The 15,172-nt window shown below is 50.7% G+C and carries 11 protein-coding genes; 2 read left to right on the top strand and 9 right to left on the bottom strand.

What is annotated here, in order from left to right; all coding sequences use genetic code 11:
* Nucleotides 1–5 precede the first annotated feature (5 nt).
* The 6 genes from parC to nudF form a co-directional block, all read right to left on the bottom strand.
* Complete coding sequence (gene parC / locus EWA64_RS11075; RefSeq protein WP_061894123.1) at nucleotides 6–2,282, bottom strand: DNA topoisomerase IV subunit A; 2,277 nt, start codon at nucleotides 2,280–2,282, stop codon at nucleotides 6–8.
* A gap of 3 nt (nucleotides 2,283–2,285) precedes the next feature.
* A complete protein-coding gene (gene parE / locus EWA64_RS11070) occupies nucleotides 2,286–4,166 on the bottom strand; it encodes a DNA topoisomerase IV subunit B (RefSeq protein WP_061894122.1) in 1,881 nt (626 codons plus the stop codon).
* 225 nt (nucleotides 4,167–4,391) lie between these two features.
* The gene (gene yqiA, locus EWA64_RS11065; RefSeq protein ID WP_039464805.1) at nucleotides 4,392–4,982 is read right to left on the bottom strand and encodes an esterase YqiA; all 591 of its coding nucleotides are present in this window, start codon (nucleotides 4,980–4,982) and stop codon (nucleotides 4,392–4,394) included.
* Nucleotide 4,983: 1 nt separating this feature from the next.
* The gene (gene cpdA, locus EWA64_RS11060) at nucleotides 4,984–5,799 is read right to left on the bottom strand and encodes a 3',5'-cyclic-AMP phosphodiesterase (RefSeq protein WP_039440698.1); all 816 of its coding nucleotides are present in this window, start codon (nucleotides 5,797–5,799) and stop codon (nucleotides 4,984–4,986) included.
* 18 nt (nucleotides 5,800–5,817) lie between these two features.
* A complete protein-coding gene (locus tag EWA64_RS11055; RefSeq protein ID WP_039440701.1) occupies nucleotides 5,818–6,267 on the bottom strand; it encodes a DUF1249 family protein in 450 nt (149 codons plus the stop codon).
* The gene (gene nudF / locus EWA64_RS11050; RefSeq protein ID WP_061894121.1) at nucleotides 6,267–6,902 is read right to left on the bottom strand and encodes an ADP-ribose diphosphatase; all 636 of its coding nucleotides are present in this window, start codon (nucleotides 6,900–6,902) and stop codon (nucleotides 6,267–6,269) included. Before nudF ends, EWA64_RS11055 begins: the two co-directional genes overlap by 1 nt.
* 228 nt (nucleotides 6,903–7,130) lie before the next feature.
* Between nudF and tolC the strand changes: the two genes are divergently transcribed.
* A complete protein-coding gene (gene tolC, locus EWA64_RS11045; RefSeq protein ID WP_061894120.1) occupies nucleotides 7,131–8,456 on the top strand; it encodes an outer membrane channel protein TolC in 1,326 nt (441 codons plus the stop codon).
* A 123-nt stretch (nucleotides 8,457–8,579) separates the two neighbouring features.
* Here tolC and hldE read toward each other — a convergent pair whose 3' ends face one another.
* The 3 genes from hldE to EWA64_RS11030 form a co-directional block, all read right to left on the bottom strand.
* Nucleotides 8,580–10,010 carry a bifunctional D-glycero-beta-D-manno-heptose-7-phosphate kinase/D-glycero-beta-D-manno-heptose 1-phosphate adenylyltransferase HldE gene (gene hldE / locus EWA64_RS11040; protein WP_061894119.1) on the bottom strand — a complete coding sequence of 477 codons (1,431 nt, stop codon included), beginning with the start codon at nucleotides 10,008–10,010 and terminating at the stop codon, nucleotides 8,580–8,582.
* Nucleotides 10,011–10,080: 70 nt separating this feature from the next.
* Nucleotides 10,081–12,879 (bottom strand): bifunctional [glutamate--ammonia ligase]-adenylyl-L-tyrosine phosphorylase/[glutamate--ammonia-ligase] adenylyltransferase, encoded by a 2,799-nt coding sequence (gene glnE / locus EWA64_RS11035; protein WP_483368914.1) that lies wholly within the window; start codon nucleotides 12,877–12,879, stop codon nucleotides 10,081–10,083.
* 165 nt (nucleotides 12,880–13,044) lie between these two features.
* Nucleotides 13,045–14,301 carry a methyl-accepting chemotaxis protein gene (locus tag EWA64_RS11030; RefSeq protein WP_061894117.1) on the bottom strand — a complete coding sequence of 419 codons (1,257 nt, stop codon included), beginning with the start codon at nucleotides 14,299–14,301 and terminating at the stop codon, nucleotides 13,045–13,047.
* Between the two features lie 113 nt (nucleotides 14,302–14,414).
* Here EWA64_RS11030 and EWA64_RS11025 point away from each other — a divergent pair, with 113 nt between their 5' ends.
* Nucleotides 14,415–15,167, top strand: a complete 753-nt coding sequence (locus tag EWA64_RS11025) for a potassium channel family protein (RefSeq protein WP_061894116.1) — start codon at nucleotides 14,415–14,417, stop codon at nucleotides 15,165–15,167.
* Nucleotides 15,168–15,172 lie beyond the last annotated feature (5 nt).

Genomic DNA, 15,172 nt, shown 5'->3' with positions numbered 1-15,172 from the left:
CTACTTTACTCTTGCTCTGGCGCAATCTCACTGTCGGAGGATTCAATTTCGATCCGAGTGACCCGCTGCAAACCACGCGGTAGCAAGCCGCCACGACGACCACGTTCACCACGGAAATTCTCCAGATCGCTCGGTTTGAGTCCCAGTTTACGTTTGCCAGCATATAGGGTTAATGACACCCCTTTTGGCAACGCGACAAGGTGAGACAACACTTCCTCTTTCGATTTGGCTTTGGCTGCGGGGATATTGATGATCTTGTTGCCTTTGCCTTTACCAAGCTGCGGCAAATCCTTGATCGGGAACATCAACATGCGCCCTTGGTTAGTAATGGCAAGGATGTCATCATTATCCAGATCCAGCACCGCCGATGGCGTCATCACTTCGGCATTTTCTGGCAAGGTGACGAGCGCCTTACCACTGCGGTTTTTCGATAGTAAGTCACTGCCTTTACAGACAAAACCGTAACCCGCATCCGAGCCCACCAGCCACAGTTGATCTTCTTCACCCATCACCAATTGGCGAATACTGCTACCCGGCGTGATGTTGAGTCGGCCTGTAATCGGCTCACCTTGCCCACGCGCGGACGGTAAAGTATGCGACTCGAGCGAATAGCTGCGCCCATCCGAGCCAAACAGCACCACTTGCTGGTTGCTCTTACCGCATGCATGAGCAAGATAGCTGTCGCCCGCTTTGTAGCTTAGCCCTTCGCAATCGACTTCATGTCCTTTGGCATGACGGATCCAGCCTTTTTCCGACAGCACCACAGTGATCGCTTCATTCGGCAGCAAATCACGCTCGGTGAGTGCTTTCGCTTCTTCACGTTCGATAAGCGGAGATCGGCGATCGTCACCGAATTTCTCGGCGTCAGCTTTGATCTCTTTTTTCAGCAGCGTATTCAAACGGCGCTCAGAGCCAAGTAACTCTTCGAGCTTCTTGCGCTCTTTTTCCAGCTCATCTTGCTCGCCGCGGATCTTCATCTCTTCGAGCTTCGCTAGGTGACGAAGTTTGGTATCCAGAATCGCGTCAGCTTGAATATCGGTAATGGCGAATCTCGCCATCAACACCGCTTTAGGATCATCTTCGGTGCGAATGATCTCAATCACCTCATCGATGTTGAGATACGCGATCAACAAACCTTCTAAGATGTGCAAACGCGCCAGCACTTTGTCCAGACGATATTGCAAGCGGCGGCGAACAGTCTCGCGGCGAAACTCAATCCATTCGGCCAGAATTTGTACTAAACCTTTGACCTGAGGACGGTTGTCGAGGCCAATCATGTTGAGGTTTACTCGGTAGCTCTTCTCCAAGTCAGTTGAAGCAAACAAATGGTTCATCAGTTGTTCGCAATCAACACGGTTAGAGCGTGGCACAATCACGATGCGCGTTGGGTTTTCGTGATCCGATTCATCACGTAAATCTTCGACCATCGGCAGCTTTTTGGCGCGCATTTGCCCGGCGATCTGCTCAAGTAGCTTAGCGCCAGATACCTGATGCGGTAGCGCAGTGATGACGATATCAGCGCTCTCTTTATGCCATACCGCGCGCATTTTGATGCTACCTCGGCCAGTGCGATAGATCTTCTCCAGATCTGACGCTGGTGAGGTAATTTCCGCCTCGGTTGGGTAATCCGGCCCTTTGACGAACTGCATCAGATCAGGCAGCGTAGCCTGTGGATGGTCAATCAAATGGATGGTTGCGTCCGCCACTTCACGCACATTGTGTGGTGGAATGTCGGTCGCCATCCCCACCGCAATGCCCGTCACGCCGTTAAGCAAAATGTGTGGCAAACGCGCAGGCAACATTTTCGGCTCTTTCATCGTGCCGTCAAAGTTTGCTTGCCACTCGACCGTGCCTTGGCCCAACTCGCCAAGCAACACATCGGCAAATTTAGACAGTTTCGCTTCGGTATAACGCATCGCGGCGAACGATTTCGGATCGTCCGGCGCACCCCAGTTTCCTTGGCCATCCACCAGCGGATAACGGTAAGAAAATGGCTGTGCCATCAGTACCATGGCTTCGTAACAGGCAGAATCACCGTGCGGGTGATACTTACCGAGTACGTCACCCACCGTACGCGCCGATTTTTTGTATTTTGCCGACGCAGAAAGGCCGAGCTCTGACATCGCATAAATGATGCGACGCTGAACCGGTTTTAAGCCATCGCCAATGTATGGCAAGGCACGGTCCATGATCACGTACATCGAGTAGTTGAGATAAGCGTCTTCAGTGAACTTGCGCATTGGCAACTGTTCGACGCCATCGTAGGTAATTTCTGTAGACATCTATTAAACCTCTGCCATATCGCCGTTATTTTGCAACCAAGAACGACGGTCGTCGGCGCGCTTCTTACCCAGCAGCATGTCCATCATTTCCATGGTCGCTTCGGAATCATCGATGGTAAGCTGCACTAGGCGACGCGTATTCGGATCCATGGTGGTTTCACGCAATTGCAGCGGGTTCATTTCACCCAAGCCTTTAAAGCGTTGTACGTTGATTTTGGCTTTCTTCTGGCTGAGGCGCTCCAAAATACCCTCTTTTTCTGCATCATCGAGGGCGTAGAACACCTCTTTACCACAGTCGATACGATACAGCGGCGGCATGGCGACATAGATATGGCCCGCTTCGACCAGAGCGCGGAAATGACGGGTAAACAGCGCGCACAGCAGTGTGGCGATGTGCAATCCATCGGAGTCCGCATCAGCGAGGATACAGATTTTGCCGTAGCGCAGGCTTTCTAAGTTGTCGCTGTCGGGATCAATGCCCAGCGCAACCGAAATGTCGTGCACTTCCTGTGAAGCCAGCACTTGATCGGCTGAGACTTCCCAGGTATTCAAAATTTTACCGCGCAGCGGCATCACCGCTTGGAACTCGCGATCGCGCGCTTGCTTGGCAGAGCCGCCCGCCGAGTCCCCTTCGACAAAGAAAATTTCGGTACGATTGAGATCTTGCACCGAGCAGTCGGTCAGCTTGCCGGGTAGCGCCGGGCCCGAAGCCACCTTCTTGCGCACCACTTTTTTGCTGGCGCGCATGCGGCGGTGGGCGTTGGCAATACATACTTCAGCCAGTTGCTCAGCAAGCTGCGGCTTTTCGTTAAGCCACAAGCTGAAAGTATCTTTCACCACACCAGAGACAAACGCAGCGGTTTGACGAGACGATAGACGTTCTTTGGTTTGGCCAGCAAATTGCGGATCTTGTATCTTCACCGACAGGACGTAGGCACAGCGGTCAAAAACGTCTTCCCCTGTCAGTTTTACTCCACGTGGCAGCAGATTGCGGAACTCGCAGAACTCACGCATCGCGTCCAATAAACCTTGGCGCAAGCCGTTGACGTGCGTGCCGCCTTGCTCGGTCGGAATGAGGTTAACGTAACTTTCGGTGATCATCTCACCGCCTTCCGGCAACCAAATGACCGCCCAATCTGCGGCTTCAGTTTCCGCCGAGAAAGCGCCGGTAAACGGCTCTTCGGGCAACAAGGTGTAGCCTTTCACGCCTTCAAACAGGTAGTCTTTCAGCCCGTCTTGATACCGCCACTGATACTCTTGGTTATTCACTTTATCGCTGAAAGTGATTTCTAATCCGGGGCACAGTACTGCTTTAGCACGCAAGTTATTGACAAGGCGTGTGACAGAAAAATTGGCGGAATCAAAGTATTTGGCGTCTGGCCAAAAGTGCACACTGGTACCGCGATTGCGTCGGCCACACGTGCCTGTGACGGTAAGATCGGAAACTTTGTCACCATGTTCGAACGCAATTTCGTAGACTTGACCATCACGACGTACCGTCACCTCCACCCGTTTGGACAGAGCGTTGACCACGGAGATGCCTACCCCGTGTAGACCACCGGAAAACTGATAGTTTTTATTGGAAAATTTACCGCCAGCGTGCAGCTTACAGAGAATAAGCTCAACGCCCGAGACCTTTTCTTCCGGGTGGATATCGACAGGCATGCCGCGACCATCGTCAATCACTTCCAGTGATTGGTCTGCATGCAAGATGACTTGTACTTTGGAGGCATGTCCGGCCAGCGCTTCGTCGACACTGTTGTCGATCACCTCTTGACCTAAGTGGTTGGGGCGCGTGGTATCCGTATACATCCCTGGTCGGCGACGTACTGGTTCAAGACCATTCAGTACTTCAATGGCACCAGCATTATATTGTTCAGTCATAATACGGAATCGTTCTCAATATTTACCTGTTGTCTGTAGAACTTGCTCATCTTAAACACAGACAACGAAAAAGCTACCCTGTTACTCACAGGTTTGGCCCTGTGTGCTACACGGTAGCTGGATTCGGAAAACATAGTCGGAAAGCGGCCCGGCTATGTCAAGAAACGGTTGGATATGAGCTGCAAAACTATGAGCCTTCCCCAATCCTGTACAAAGTGAAGGGAGTTATAACTCAAGGAAAGTGATAATTTGCTCAGGATAACGTTCAAAGCCAACAAAGCTATGATCGCCCCCCTCTTCCACCGTCTGTCGGCTGGCAGCAAATTTGTCTACCGCCTGACGATAATCGAGCACTTCATCTCCAGTCTGTTGCAGCAGCCAGAAATCTTCTGGCGAAGCGATGCGTTTTACCTCAAGAGCTTTGAGCTCGTCAATATGCACACTTTCAAGTGTATAGCTTTCGTGCGTATAAGGATTGGTTTGCGGGCCAAGATAATCCGCGAGCAGCTCATAAGGTTTGACCGCCGGATTAACCACTACGGCGCGGAAACCAAATTGATCATTGAGCCAAGTCGACAAATACCCTCCGAGCGAACTGCCGACCAAACCAATTTGGTGTGTTGCATGATACTGGGTAACAAGGGACAACAAAAAATCGGCTGCTTGCTTGGGGAAACTGGGCAGTTGCGGCACCACCACTTCGATATCCGGGCGATGCAACTGGCAGTATTGCTGCATCAGTTGCGCTTTCAATGACAGAGGGGAGCTGTTAAAACCGTGAATATAAATTAATAAAGAGGGCTTTTTCTCTGTCATATCAATATCCACTCGAAGTAAAGTCGGGTAAAAAGCTTCCAGCACTCAAACGCTGGACTTGGGTCGTGATCTCACCATCGGCGTGCAACTGCAACTCTCGCCAACCGGGAGAGACATTATCCAAAGCGAAATCATCAGAGTTGGGTTTAAACTGAACGCAGGTTGACGGCGTAGCCATCACGCGGATGCCGCGGTGCATGCGATTCATATCCTGATGCACATGGCCGCACACAATGCCTTTGACATTGGGATAGCGATAAACGATCTCCCAAAATACCTCAGCATCTTTCAAGGTGTGTTGGTCAAGCCAAGCGCTCCCCACCAGCAGCGGATGGTGATGCAGTAAAATTAAGGTATGTTTACTGGGGTTGCTGGCCAGTTTTTCTTCTAGCAAGGCCAGTTGACTGTCGCTTAAACGGCCATGAGGCACACCAACCACCTGAGAATCCAGCAAGACCATCTGCCAATGCTCGCCCAACGCAACATACTCCGGCGCGGTGATTTGCGAAGAAGGCAGGACACTCGACATATTCGGTTTATAGTCGTGGTTTCCCGGCAACCAGAAACACGGCTTTTGCAGCGGCGCGATGCCCTTAGCAAAATGCTGATAAGAGTGTGCGCTGTGGTCTTGTGAGATATCGCCCGTTGCCAGTACATAGTCAAACGCCACTTGGCGCTGTATGACCTGCTCGACGACCGCCTGAAAACTCTGAAGCGTTTTGACACTTAATAAGCTGCCTTCATCGGTCGCAAACAGATGAGTATCGGTTATTTGCAGCAGCTTTATGCTGCTCGTGTCGCTGGTTGTATGTTGCAAAATGAAAACCTGACTCTGTTATTCTTCTTTAAATGTTATTGGCGCTCGACTGATACCGCTCTTGAGGCAAAACGTGAGCCACTCACCGAGAAATGCATTGAGCTGATGTTTTTCATCTTTCTGCATTAACTTGTCATTCGGGTAGTCGTATTTCGCTTTAAAACGGGAGTGGTCGCCACTGGAGAGCACCTCAGCGACTCTGGCATCGTGATAAAGCCTGACAGACATCGTTGGCAAAGGAAATACCGGCGCTTCATCACTCTGACACACCTCCACTATCGTGGTGTATTTTGTGACCTCTTTCACTGTCAGTTGATAAACCATATTGGCCACTTGGTAGCAGCGCACCTCTCCAACCTCAGCTTGAAAAGGCAACAGCGCATTCAATTTGGCATAATTGGTCTCGTAGGTTCTCATTAACCCTGCCAAATCAACGTAATACGGCTTTTTAACTGCGACCTGCACCATCAACCTTTCTCCAACCACTGCGACTTTAACTGCAAGTGATTTAACTCTAACCATTGCAAAGCGATAATTGAGGCACCGTTCTCGATTTTACCTTCTCTTACTAAATCATACGCTTGCGAGCGGCTCATCACGTGAACACGAATATCCTCATCTTCATAGTCTAAACCATGAATGCCAGATGCTTTAGATGCATCAACTTCACCAATGAAAACATCCAGTTTTTCAGAGCATCCACCCGCCGAAGGGTAGTAGGAGACAATCGCGTGGATATTGTTGACCGAGATACCCGCTTCTTCTTCCGCTTCTCGACGTACCACCTCTTCAGCCGATTCGTCGCGATCGATCATGCCTGCGACGATTTCCATCTGCCACGGATGGGTGTGCTCTAAGGCGCCGACACGGATCTGCTCAATCAACACCACTTCATCGCGCACAGGATCATAAGGCAGCATTGCAGCAGCATGACCACGTTCAAACATTTCGCGTTCGATCACATTACTCCAGCCACCAGCAAACAGTTTGTGGCGAAATCGGTATTTCACCATTTTAAAGAAACCTTTAAATAAGGTCTCTTTGGCCTGCACGTCTACATCGTTGGGAGTAAAAACACCGGGTTTATTGTCATACTGTTGCATCGGACACCTCACTGAGTGAATCTTGTAGTGTACTCACTGTTTAAACATGACTCAAAGGACTTGGCTCAACTTTTCATATAATTGTTCTAAAATTTTTTAGTATTGTTGATGTTTTTATTATACAAGTGGACAGCTACTAAGAAAAAATGCAGAATTTAGGGTAAATATCCAGCAACTTAGGTTAGACTCTTGGGAATTAATCAAACTATAAACGGCAGGAATGAAAAAATGAAAAAACTGCTTCCACTGCTTATCGGTGCAGTACTAGGCGGCCTCAACACATCGGCTTGGGCTGATTCTCTGGCAGAGATTTACGATCTCTCTAAACAAAATGATCCACAACTGCTAAGTGTCAAAGCAAAGCGTGATGCTGCTTTTGAAGCGATCACCTCAAGTCGCAGCAGCTTGTTGCCACAAATTAATTTGACCGCAGGGTACAACCTGACCCGTGGTGATACCGATTTAGACGCGGGCGGCTCACGTGATAATGACCAAAATGCGCTTTCTGCCGGCATCAGTTTTTCTCAGGAACTCTACAAGCGTTCCTCTTGGATTACGCTAGACAACGCCGAGAAAACCGCTCGTCAAGCGGATGCCTCTTACGCGGCAACACAACAAGCCTTGATCCTGCGTGTCGCACAAGCGTATTTTGCGGTTCTTAAAGCGCAAGATAACTTGGATTTTGTCCGTGCAGAAAAAGCCGCCGTTGCGCGTCAGCTTGAGCAAACCAAGCAGCGTTTTGAAGTTGGTTTGTCCGCAATTACCGACGTACACGACGCGCAAGCGCAGTACGATGGCGTTTTGGCTGATGAAGTGTTGGCCGAAAACAGCCTAACTAACAGCTACGAAGCGCTACGTGAGATCACAGGGCAAGAGCACAAAAACCTAAATGTGCTGGACACCAAACGTTTCACCGCCAGCCGCTCAAGCACTCCTGCAGAAGCGTTGATCGAAGAGGCGCAAGAGAAAAACCTCAGCTTGCTGTCAGCACGTATTGCCACTGACATCGCTAAAGAGAACATTTCTCTGGCCAGCTCTGGTCATCTGCCTTCTCTTACGCTCGATGGTGGCTACAACTACGCCGATATTGGTAGCAGTGAAAGTTCTGACGGTACAACCAACAACTTTAATATTGGCCTTAACCTGAACGTACCTCTGTATACTGGCGGTAATATTACCTCACAAACCAAACAAGCTGAGTTCAATTACGTAGCAACCAGCCAAGATTTGGAAGCCACTTACCGTGGTGTGGTCAAAGAAGTGCGTGCGCAGAAGAATAACATCAATGCGTCAATCGGTGCGCTACGCGCTTATGAGCAATCCGTTGTCTCAGCGAAATCCGCACTGGAAGCAACCGAAGCGGGCTTTGATGTAGGCACTCGCACTATCGTTGACGTGTTAGATGCCACTCGCCGCCTCTACGATGCCAACAAAAACCTCTCTGATGCTCGTTACAACTACATCCTGAGCGTGCTGCAATTGCGTCAAGCTGTGGGCACCTTGAGTGAACAGGATATTCTCGATGTCGATGCGGGTTTGATTGCGAAAAAATAAGCACCCATAGTGAGCCAGTCTCTCCGCTGGCTTGCTTAACGAAAGTGCGAAATAAAAGAAAGTGCGAAACAAAAAGGGTTACTTCATCTGTAACCCTTTTTTGATCTCCATCTTGGCGTGTGATTAACCTTTACCGCCTTTGATCGCATCGATGATCTCTGTGGTCGAGCAGCCATCTTCGAAGTTGAGTACCTTCACTTCGCCGCCCGCGGCAATCACTTCTGCGCCACCAGCAATCTCTTCGGGTTTATAGTCGCCACCTTTGACCAACAGATCCGGCAATACCGCGGCAATCAAGCGCTGCGGAGTATCTTCGCTAAAAGGCACCACCCAATCGACTGCGCCCAATCCCGCCAAGACGGCCATACGGCGATCGGTTGGGTTGACCGGGCGCCCCGGCCCTTTGAGGCGTTTGACCGATTCATCGGTATTTACCGCCACAATTAAGCGATTGCCCAGTTTGGCCGCATTGTTGAGGTAGGAAACATGGCCTGCATGCAAAATGTCGAAACAGCCGTTAGTCATCACCACTTTTTCGCCTTTGGCCTGCGCCGCTTTGACGGCATCGATCAGTGCCGCTTCAGTAATCACGCCAAAATCGGTATCACGGCTGCCATGAATCGCTTCAGCCAGCTCGATGGTAGATAAGGTCGAGGTGCCCAGTTTGCCAACAACGACACCGGCGGCGGCATTCGCTAGAGCGCACGCCTCTTCCAGTGGTTTCCCCGCCGCAACCGAAGCAGCCAAAACAGAGATCACCGTATCCCCAGCCCCTGTCACGTCATACACTTCTTTGGCTTGTGTTGGCAGATGGAATGGCTTTTGCCCCGGGCGCACTAAGGTCATGCCGTGTTCACTGCGAGTTACCAGTAGCGCAGAGAAATCAAACTTCTCAATCAACGCCAGTGCTTTGGCCACTAAATCCTCTTCCGAGGTGACTTTGCCAACCACCGCTTCAAACTCCGACATATTCGGAGTCAGCAGAGTCGCACCGCGATACGGTTCAAAATTGGTGCCTTTAGGATCGATGAATACCGGCACATTGGCGGCGCGCGCTTTAGCGATCAACGCTTCAACATGCTCTAACGCACCTTTGTCGTAGTCAGAGAGAATTACAGCCTGCACCTGTGGCAAAGTGCGTTCCATGCGAGAGAGGATCAACGCTTGATCGATATTGGCAAACTTGTCTTCAAAGTCGAGGCGGATCAATTGCTGACCGCGGCTCATCACTCGCAGTTTAGTGATGGTTGGGTAGTCTGGCAGAGAGACAAAATCGCACTTCACCTTGAGTGAACTGAGCGTTTCCGTCAGCACTCTGGCTGGCTCATCTTCACCCGTCAGACCAACGATGTGCGCAAGGCCGCCCAGTGAAGCAATGTTCATGGCCACGTTTGCCGCGCCGCCCGGACGCTCTTCATTGTTGTCGACTTTAACGACAGGTACCGGCGCTTCTGGGGAAATGCGGTTCACAGGTCCATACCAGTAGCGGTCTAACATGACGTCGCCGATGATCAGAACACCTGCATTGCTGTAATCAGGTAGGATAGGTTTCATTGTCGATCTCCAAATTTTTTGCTGCGCAGAGTTTAGCACAGCCCTTTTGCGGGCTAAATAGTTGAAGGTGCTAGCCCAGCCACGCGTTCCAAGCATCCATTACGACCTGTCGCTCAGCGGTAAATTTATCCAGAGCCACATCCGCATCCAGATTAAGCAAATTGCGTTTATGGATCTCGTCACGCATACGCGTGTAGGCCTGCGTTAGCGCCAGCGCCTGTGATTCGTCCATCACACCTTGCGCAATCGAGGTTTCAAAGATGCGCACGTTGTCACACCAGCGCGTCATTTTCGGCTTACTCGCGCTGAAATTGAGTACTAGGTACTGGGCCAAGAACTCGATATCGGTGATCCCGCCTTGATCTTGTTTGAGCATGAAGCGGTCTGCTTTCTTGCCACCAAGGTGTTCGCGCATTTTTACTCGCATCTCCGCCACTTCTTTTTTCAGTTGGTTTTCATCACGCGGCAACGCCAGTACCTCGTGGCGAACACGGGCAAATTCGCTCGCGAGATCGTCATCTCCATAAATCATACGGGCACGAACCAGCGCCTGATGCTCCCAAGTCCACGCTTCTTGGCGCTGGTATTCATCAAACGCATCCACTGGGCACACCAGTAAACCCGATGCACCGGACGGACGCAGGCGCGTGTCCACTTCATACAAGATGCCCGACGCGGTACGAGTCGAGAAAATGTGGATGATGCGCTGTGCCAGACGTAAGTAAAATTGGCGTCCATCAATCTCCTTTTTGCCATCGGTATAGACATTGGTTGGGCAGTCATGGAGGAAAACCACGTCCAGATCGGAGTTGTACCCCAGCTCCCAGCCGCCCACTTTGCCATAACCGACCACCGCAAAACCTTTGCCCTCTCTCTCTTTCAGATGGGTTGGCTCACCATATTTTTCCGCCACTTGTTGCCAAGCTTGATAGACAACGGCTTCGACAATCGCTTCTGCTAAATAGGTTAAGTGATCGCTCACTTTCATTACTGGCAATACACCTGCGATATCAGCCGCTGCGATACGTAAAATGCAGATCTGTTTAAACTGGCGCAGCGCTTCCATTTGCTGCTCCATATCCTCTTCAGGAATACGGGCGAGGAAATCGCGCAGCTCAGTGCGATAGGATTCGAGTGGGATGGGGTTATACAACTGCTGCGGGTCGATAAGCTCGTCGAGCAAGATAGGATAACGCGCTAACTGCTGCGAAATCATCGGGCTGGCGGTGCACAGGCGCACCAACTGCGTTAACGCGGCTGGATGTTCGTCCAGCAGTTCCAGATACGTGGTGCGGGTGACGATGCTGTGCAATAAGAAAAACACCCGCGGCAAACCAAATTGCGCTTCAGGATGAGCAAAAGCCGCGCTGAACACTTTCGGCATCAAGTGATTGAGCACATCTCGCCCGCGCGGCCCTAAGGTCTTTTTCGCCAGATCGGCTTTGAACTGAATCACTTGCTGGGCAACTGCGCTGGGGTCGGCAAGAGAGAGATCGTTTTGTAGAATCTGCTCAATCACTTCTGGATTGTGGGCCATATCCCATAGCTCGCTGAAGTGGTGCGCCACCGGACTCACTTCCTCTTCGTCATCACCGATCAAGGTTTCAAACACTTGATGCACCGCCGCCATGTGCTGATTGACCTCTAGCAATAAACTTTGCCAGTCGGCATAACCCATCGCCGTAGCAAGAGCCTGTTGCTCCAGTTCACTTTCCGGCAAGGTTTGCGTCTGTTTGTCGGCCATGGCTTGCAGTAAATTTTCCAAACGACGCAAAAACTGATAGGCCACCGTCAGGCTACTGACTTCTTCTTGAGTCAGCAGTTGCAGTTGGGCAATCGCTTCCAGCGTGGTCAAGAGCCCTCGCTTGCGTAAACTGGGTTCGCGCCCGCCGCGGATCAATTGAAAGACCTGAGCGATAAATTCGATTTCGCGGATGCCACCAGCACCGAGCTTGATGTTATTGGTCAAACCACGGCGACGCACTTCGCTGCTGATCATCGACTTCATCCGCCGCAGCGATTGAATCGCGCTGAAATCGATATAACGACGGAAGACAAACGGACGCAGCATCTGGCGCAGTTCTTGGTATTGCGGGTACATCTCCCGTCCCATCACGCGCGCTTTGATCATCGCGTAGCGTTCCCAATCACGCCCCTGCTCTTGGTAGTAATCTTCCAACGCAGCAAAACTCATCACCAGCGGGCCACTCTCACCAAAGGGGCGTAAACGCATGTCCACCCGATAACAAAAGCCATCAAAGGTTTGCTGATCGAGCGCTTTGATGATCCGCTGACCAAGGCGGGTAAAAAACTGCGCGTTGGCAATGCTACGCCGTGCGCCTTGGGTCTCTCCGTTTTCCGGATAAGTGAAAATCAGATCGATATCGGAAGAAAAATTGAGCTCACCACCGCCGAGTTTGCCCATGCCGATAATCAACATCGGCTGCGCTTCACCCGCCGCATTGGTCGGCGTTCCCCACTCTTGGCAGCACAAAGCGTATTGCCACTGGTAAGTTTCAAAAATCATCGCCTCGGCCAGTTGGGAAAGATGGCTCAGTGACGCTTGCAAACTCCAATTTTGGCTGAAGTCTTTCCAAGCGATATAAACCATCTCACGATTACGAAACTGGCGCAGTACGCGCTGTCCCGTTGCTTCGTCACGACACTCAGCCAGTAGTGAGGCTAATTGAACGCGGTATGATTCCTGACGACTTTCATCCGTCAACATCGTCGGCAATTGCTCGGCAAGCAGACTGTCGCGCTGCAGCGCCTCGACAATAAAAGGGCTGAGCCCTGCGACATAGCGGTATTGTTCAGCGAACTCTGCCGACCAATGCTCAAGGTAGCCCGCTTGTTGGGCGCTTTGCATCGCCCGTTCTGCGACAGGCTGTAATGACGAAGGCAAGTGCATGATTCTTCCTTGTAATGTTTTGCTTTGTGCTATTTATATCAGAGTTGCCGCCATAAAAAACGCCCACATCGACAATGTGGGCGTTCTCTCTTTTTTCTCGGCTTTTTTTCCGCTTTCTCGGTGCTAGACGCGGAATAACTTGATCTTTTTATCCAGCTCTTCGGCATTGTTTTGCATGATTTCCGAGGTTTCGAGAAGTTCACTCACCACCACCACCGAGGCTTCCACCAGCTCACGCACATTGGTGAGGTTTTGATCCATCTCGGCCGCAACACTGCTTTGCTGACCCGCAGCCGTGGCAATGTGAAGGTTCATCTCATTAATTTGCGTGACTTGGCCTACGATGCCATCCAGTTCGTGGCCCGCGTTAGAGACCAAATCAACCCCTTCCGCCGCTTCAACCACGCTTTTTTCCATCAGTTCCACCGCCGAAGTTGCACTGCTTTGCAACTGCGAGATCATATCTTGAATCTCTACCGTCGCTTGCTGAGTGCGCTGTGCTAGGTTACGTACTTCATCAGCCACCACGGCAAACCCACGCCCAGCTTCACCAGCACGCGCGGCTTCAATCGCCGCGTTCAATGCCAGCAGGTTAGTTTGTTCAGAAATGCCTTGAATGGTGCCGACAACGCTTCCGATCGCATCTACCCGCTCTTCCACTTGATTAACCGCCTGTGCCGAGGCCGAAATATCCGAAGAGAGCTGGCTCATTTTATTTACGGTACCCTTGAGGAACTGCTGGCCTTTTTTCGCCTGCTCGGATGCCAGCTCCGTCAGTGAAGAGGCGCTGTGCGCATGCTCGGCCACCGTCTGTACCGTAGAGGTCATCTCGCTCATTGCCGTGGCCAGTTGGTCAATTTCGTTAAACTCTTCTTGGGCAGACTCTTTAGTTTCCGACATGCTCAGCGTCATCACTTCGGTCAATCCAGAGAGCTCATCGGAGGCATTAATCTGAGTTTTAATCACATCATGTAACTGTTTACGGGTCTTCTCCAGCTCACGCGCCACGTCACCGTATTCATCTTTACACTCCATGCCAAAAGGAACGGAGAGGTTTTTCTGCGCCATAAGCTTGATGGCATCATTGAGATAACGCGTCTGACGCAGCATCACACTCGCCGCCGCCATCAACAGCACAATAAACAGCACAATCAACAATGCGGTTTGCCAAGCAACTTGTACTAAGTAAGCATCATAGTGATGCTGCGCAAGCTGCTCATTCTGCGTTGCCGCCAGCAAAGCTTGATAAAAAGTACTCGCATCCCACAGCTGTTTCCCCACGATTAAGATCGTACTGAACACCATCAGCATAACCATCTTGGGAACCAGGCGAATGTCTGAAATCACCCTTTCCCAGGGTTTAAACGCCAGCTTTTCCATTGTCAGTTCTCCACCAAGTCTTTTATAGTCTTATCTCAGAGCGCGTTGCCCCGATTAAAATTGCGCTGACTCTGAAGAGAAAATTGAGCCAACCTATTTATTTCGAGCCCCGTATGAATAGCAATGATATCAAAGACAGCACCAAACCTATGAGTCTGTTATCACTAATCTTGTCTTTTATGGCGCTATTTGTGATCTCTGGCTTGTTGTTCTTTCCTATCGATAAAGAAACTCGCCAGATCCTTATCGGATTGGATTTCATAATCTGTAGCATTTTCCTGCTACAACTGAGCGTAGATTTGATCCGCGCCGCAGACAAGCGCAACTTTATGAAAACTCACTGGATCGATTTTCTCGCCAGTATCCCTTTAGTGGAGCCACTGCGTTTCGCAAGGCTGTTTCACATTCTGCGCGTCATCTTAGTACTACGCTCATCCCACTCCGTTTTTAAACAACTGAAAAATAACCGGAAAGAAACGACTTTAGCTTCAATTTTACTCTTAATGGTGGTGCTAGTGATGCTCGGCTCGGGTCTGGTGCTTTTTATGGAAGGCAAGGAAGAAGGAGCGAATATTCAGACGGGGATTGATGCGTTGTGGTGGGCGTTTGTCACCATCTCCACCGTCGGGTATGGCGATCATTACCCAGTGACGGATGGGGGAAAGATCGTCGCAGTGATAGTGATCCTCTGCGGTGTAGGGCTGTTTGGCATGATCTCGGGCTTAATCACTTCGCTACTCACCAGCCCAACCCACCAGCAAACCTCGCGCTCGATTAATAAAGAGAAGATGCTAGAGACCATGTTGCAGCGCCAAGAAGAGATCCTCAACCGGCTTGAGCGTCTGGAACAGCAGATAAAAAAATAGGGCAA

This window comes from Vibrio cidicii (genome assembly GCF_009665415.1).
Taxonomy (GTDB): Bacteria; Pseudomonadota; Gammaproteobacteria; order Enterobacterales; family Vibrionaceae; genus Vibrio; species Vibrio cidicii.
The sequence above is the reverse complement of the archived record's forward strand: the minus strand, read 5'-3'. Positions and strand labels throughout refer to the sequence as shown.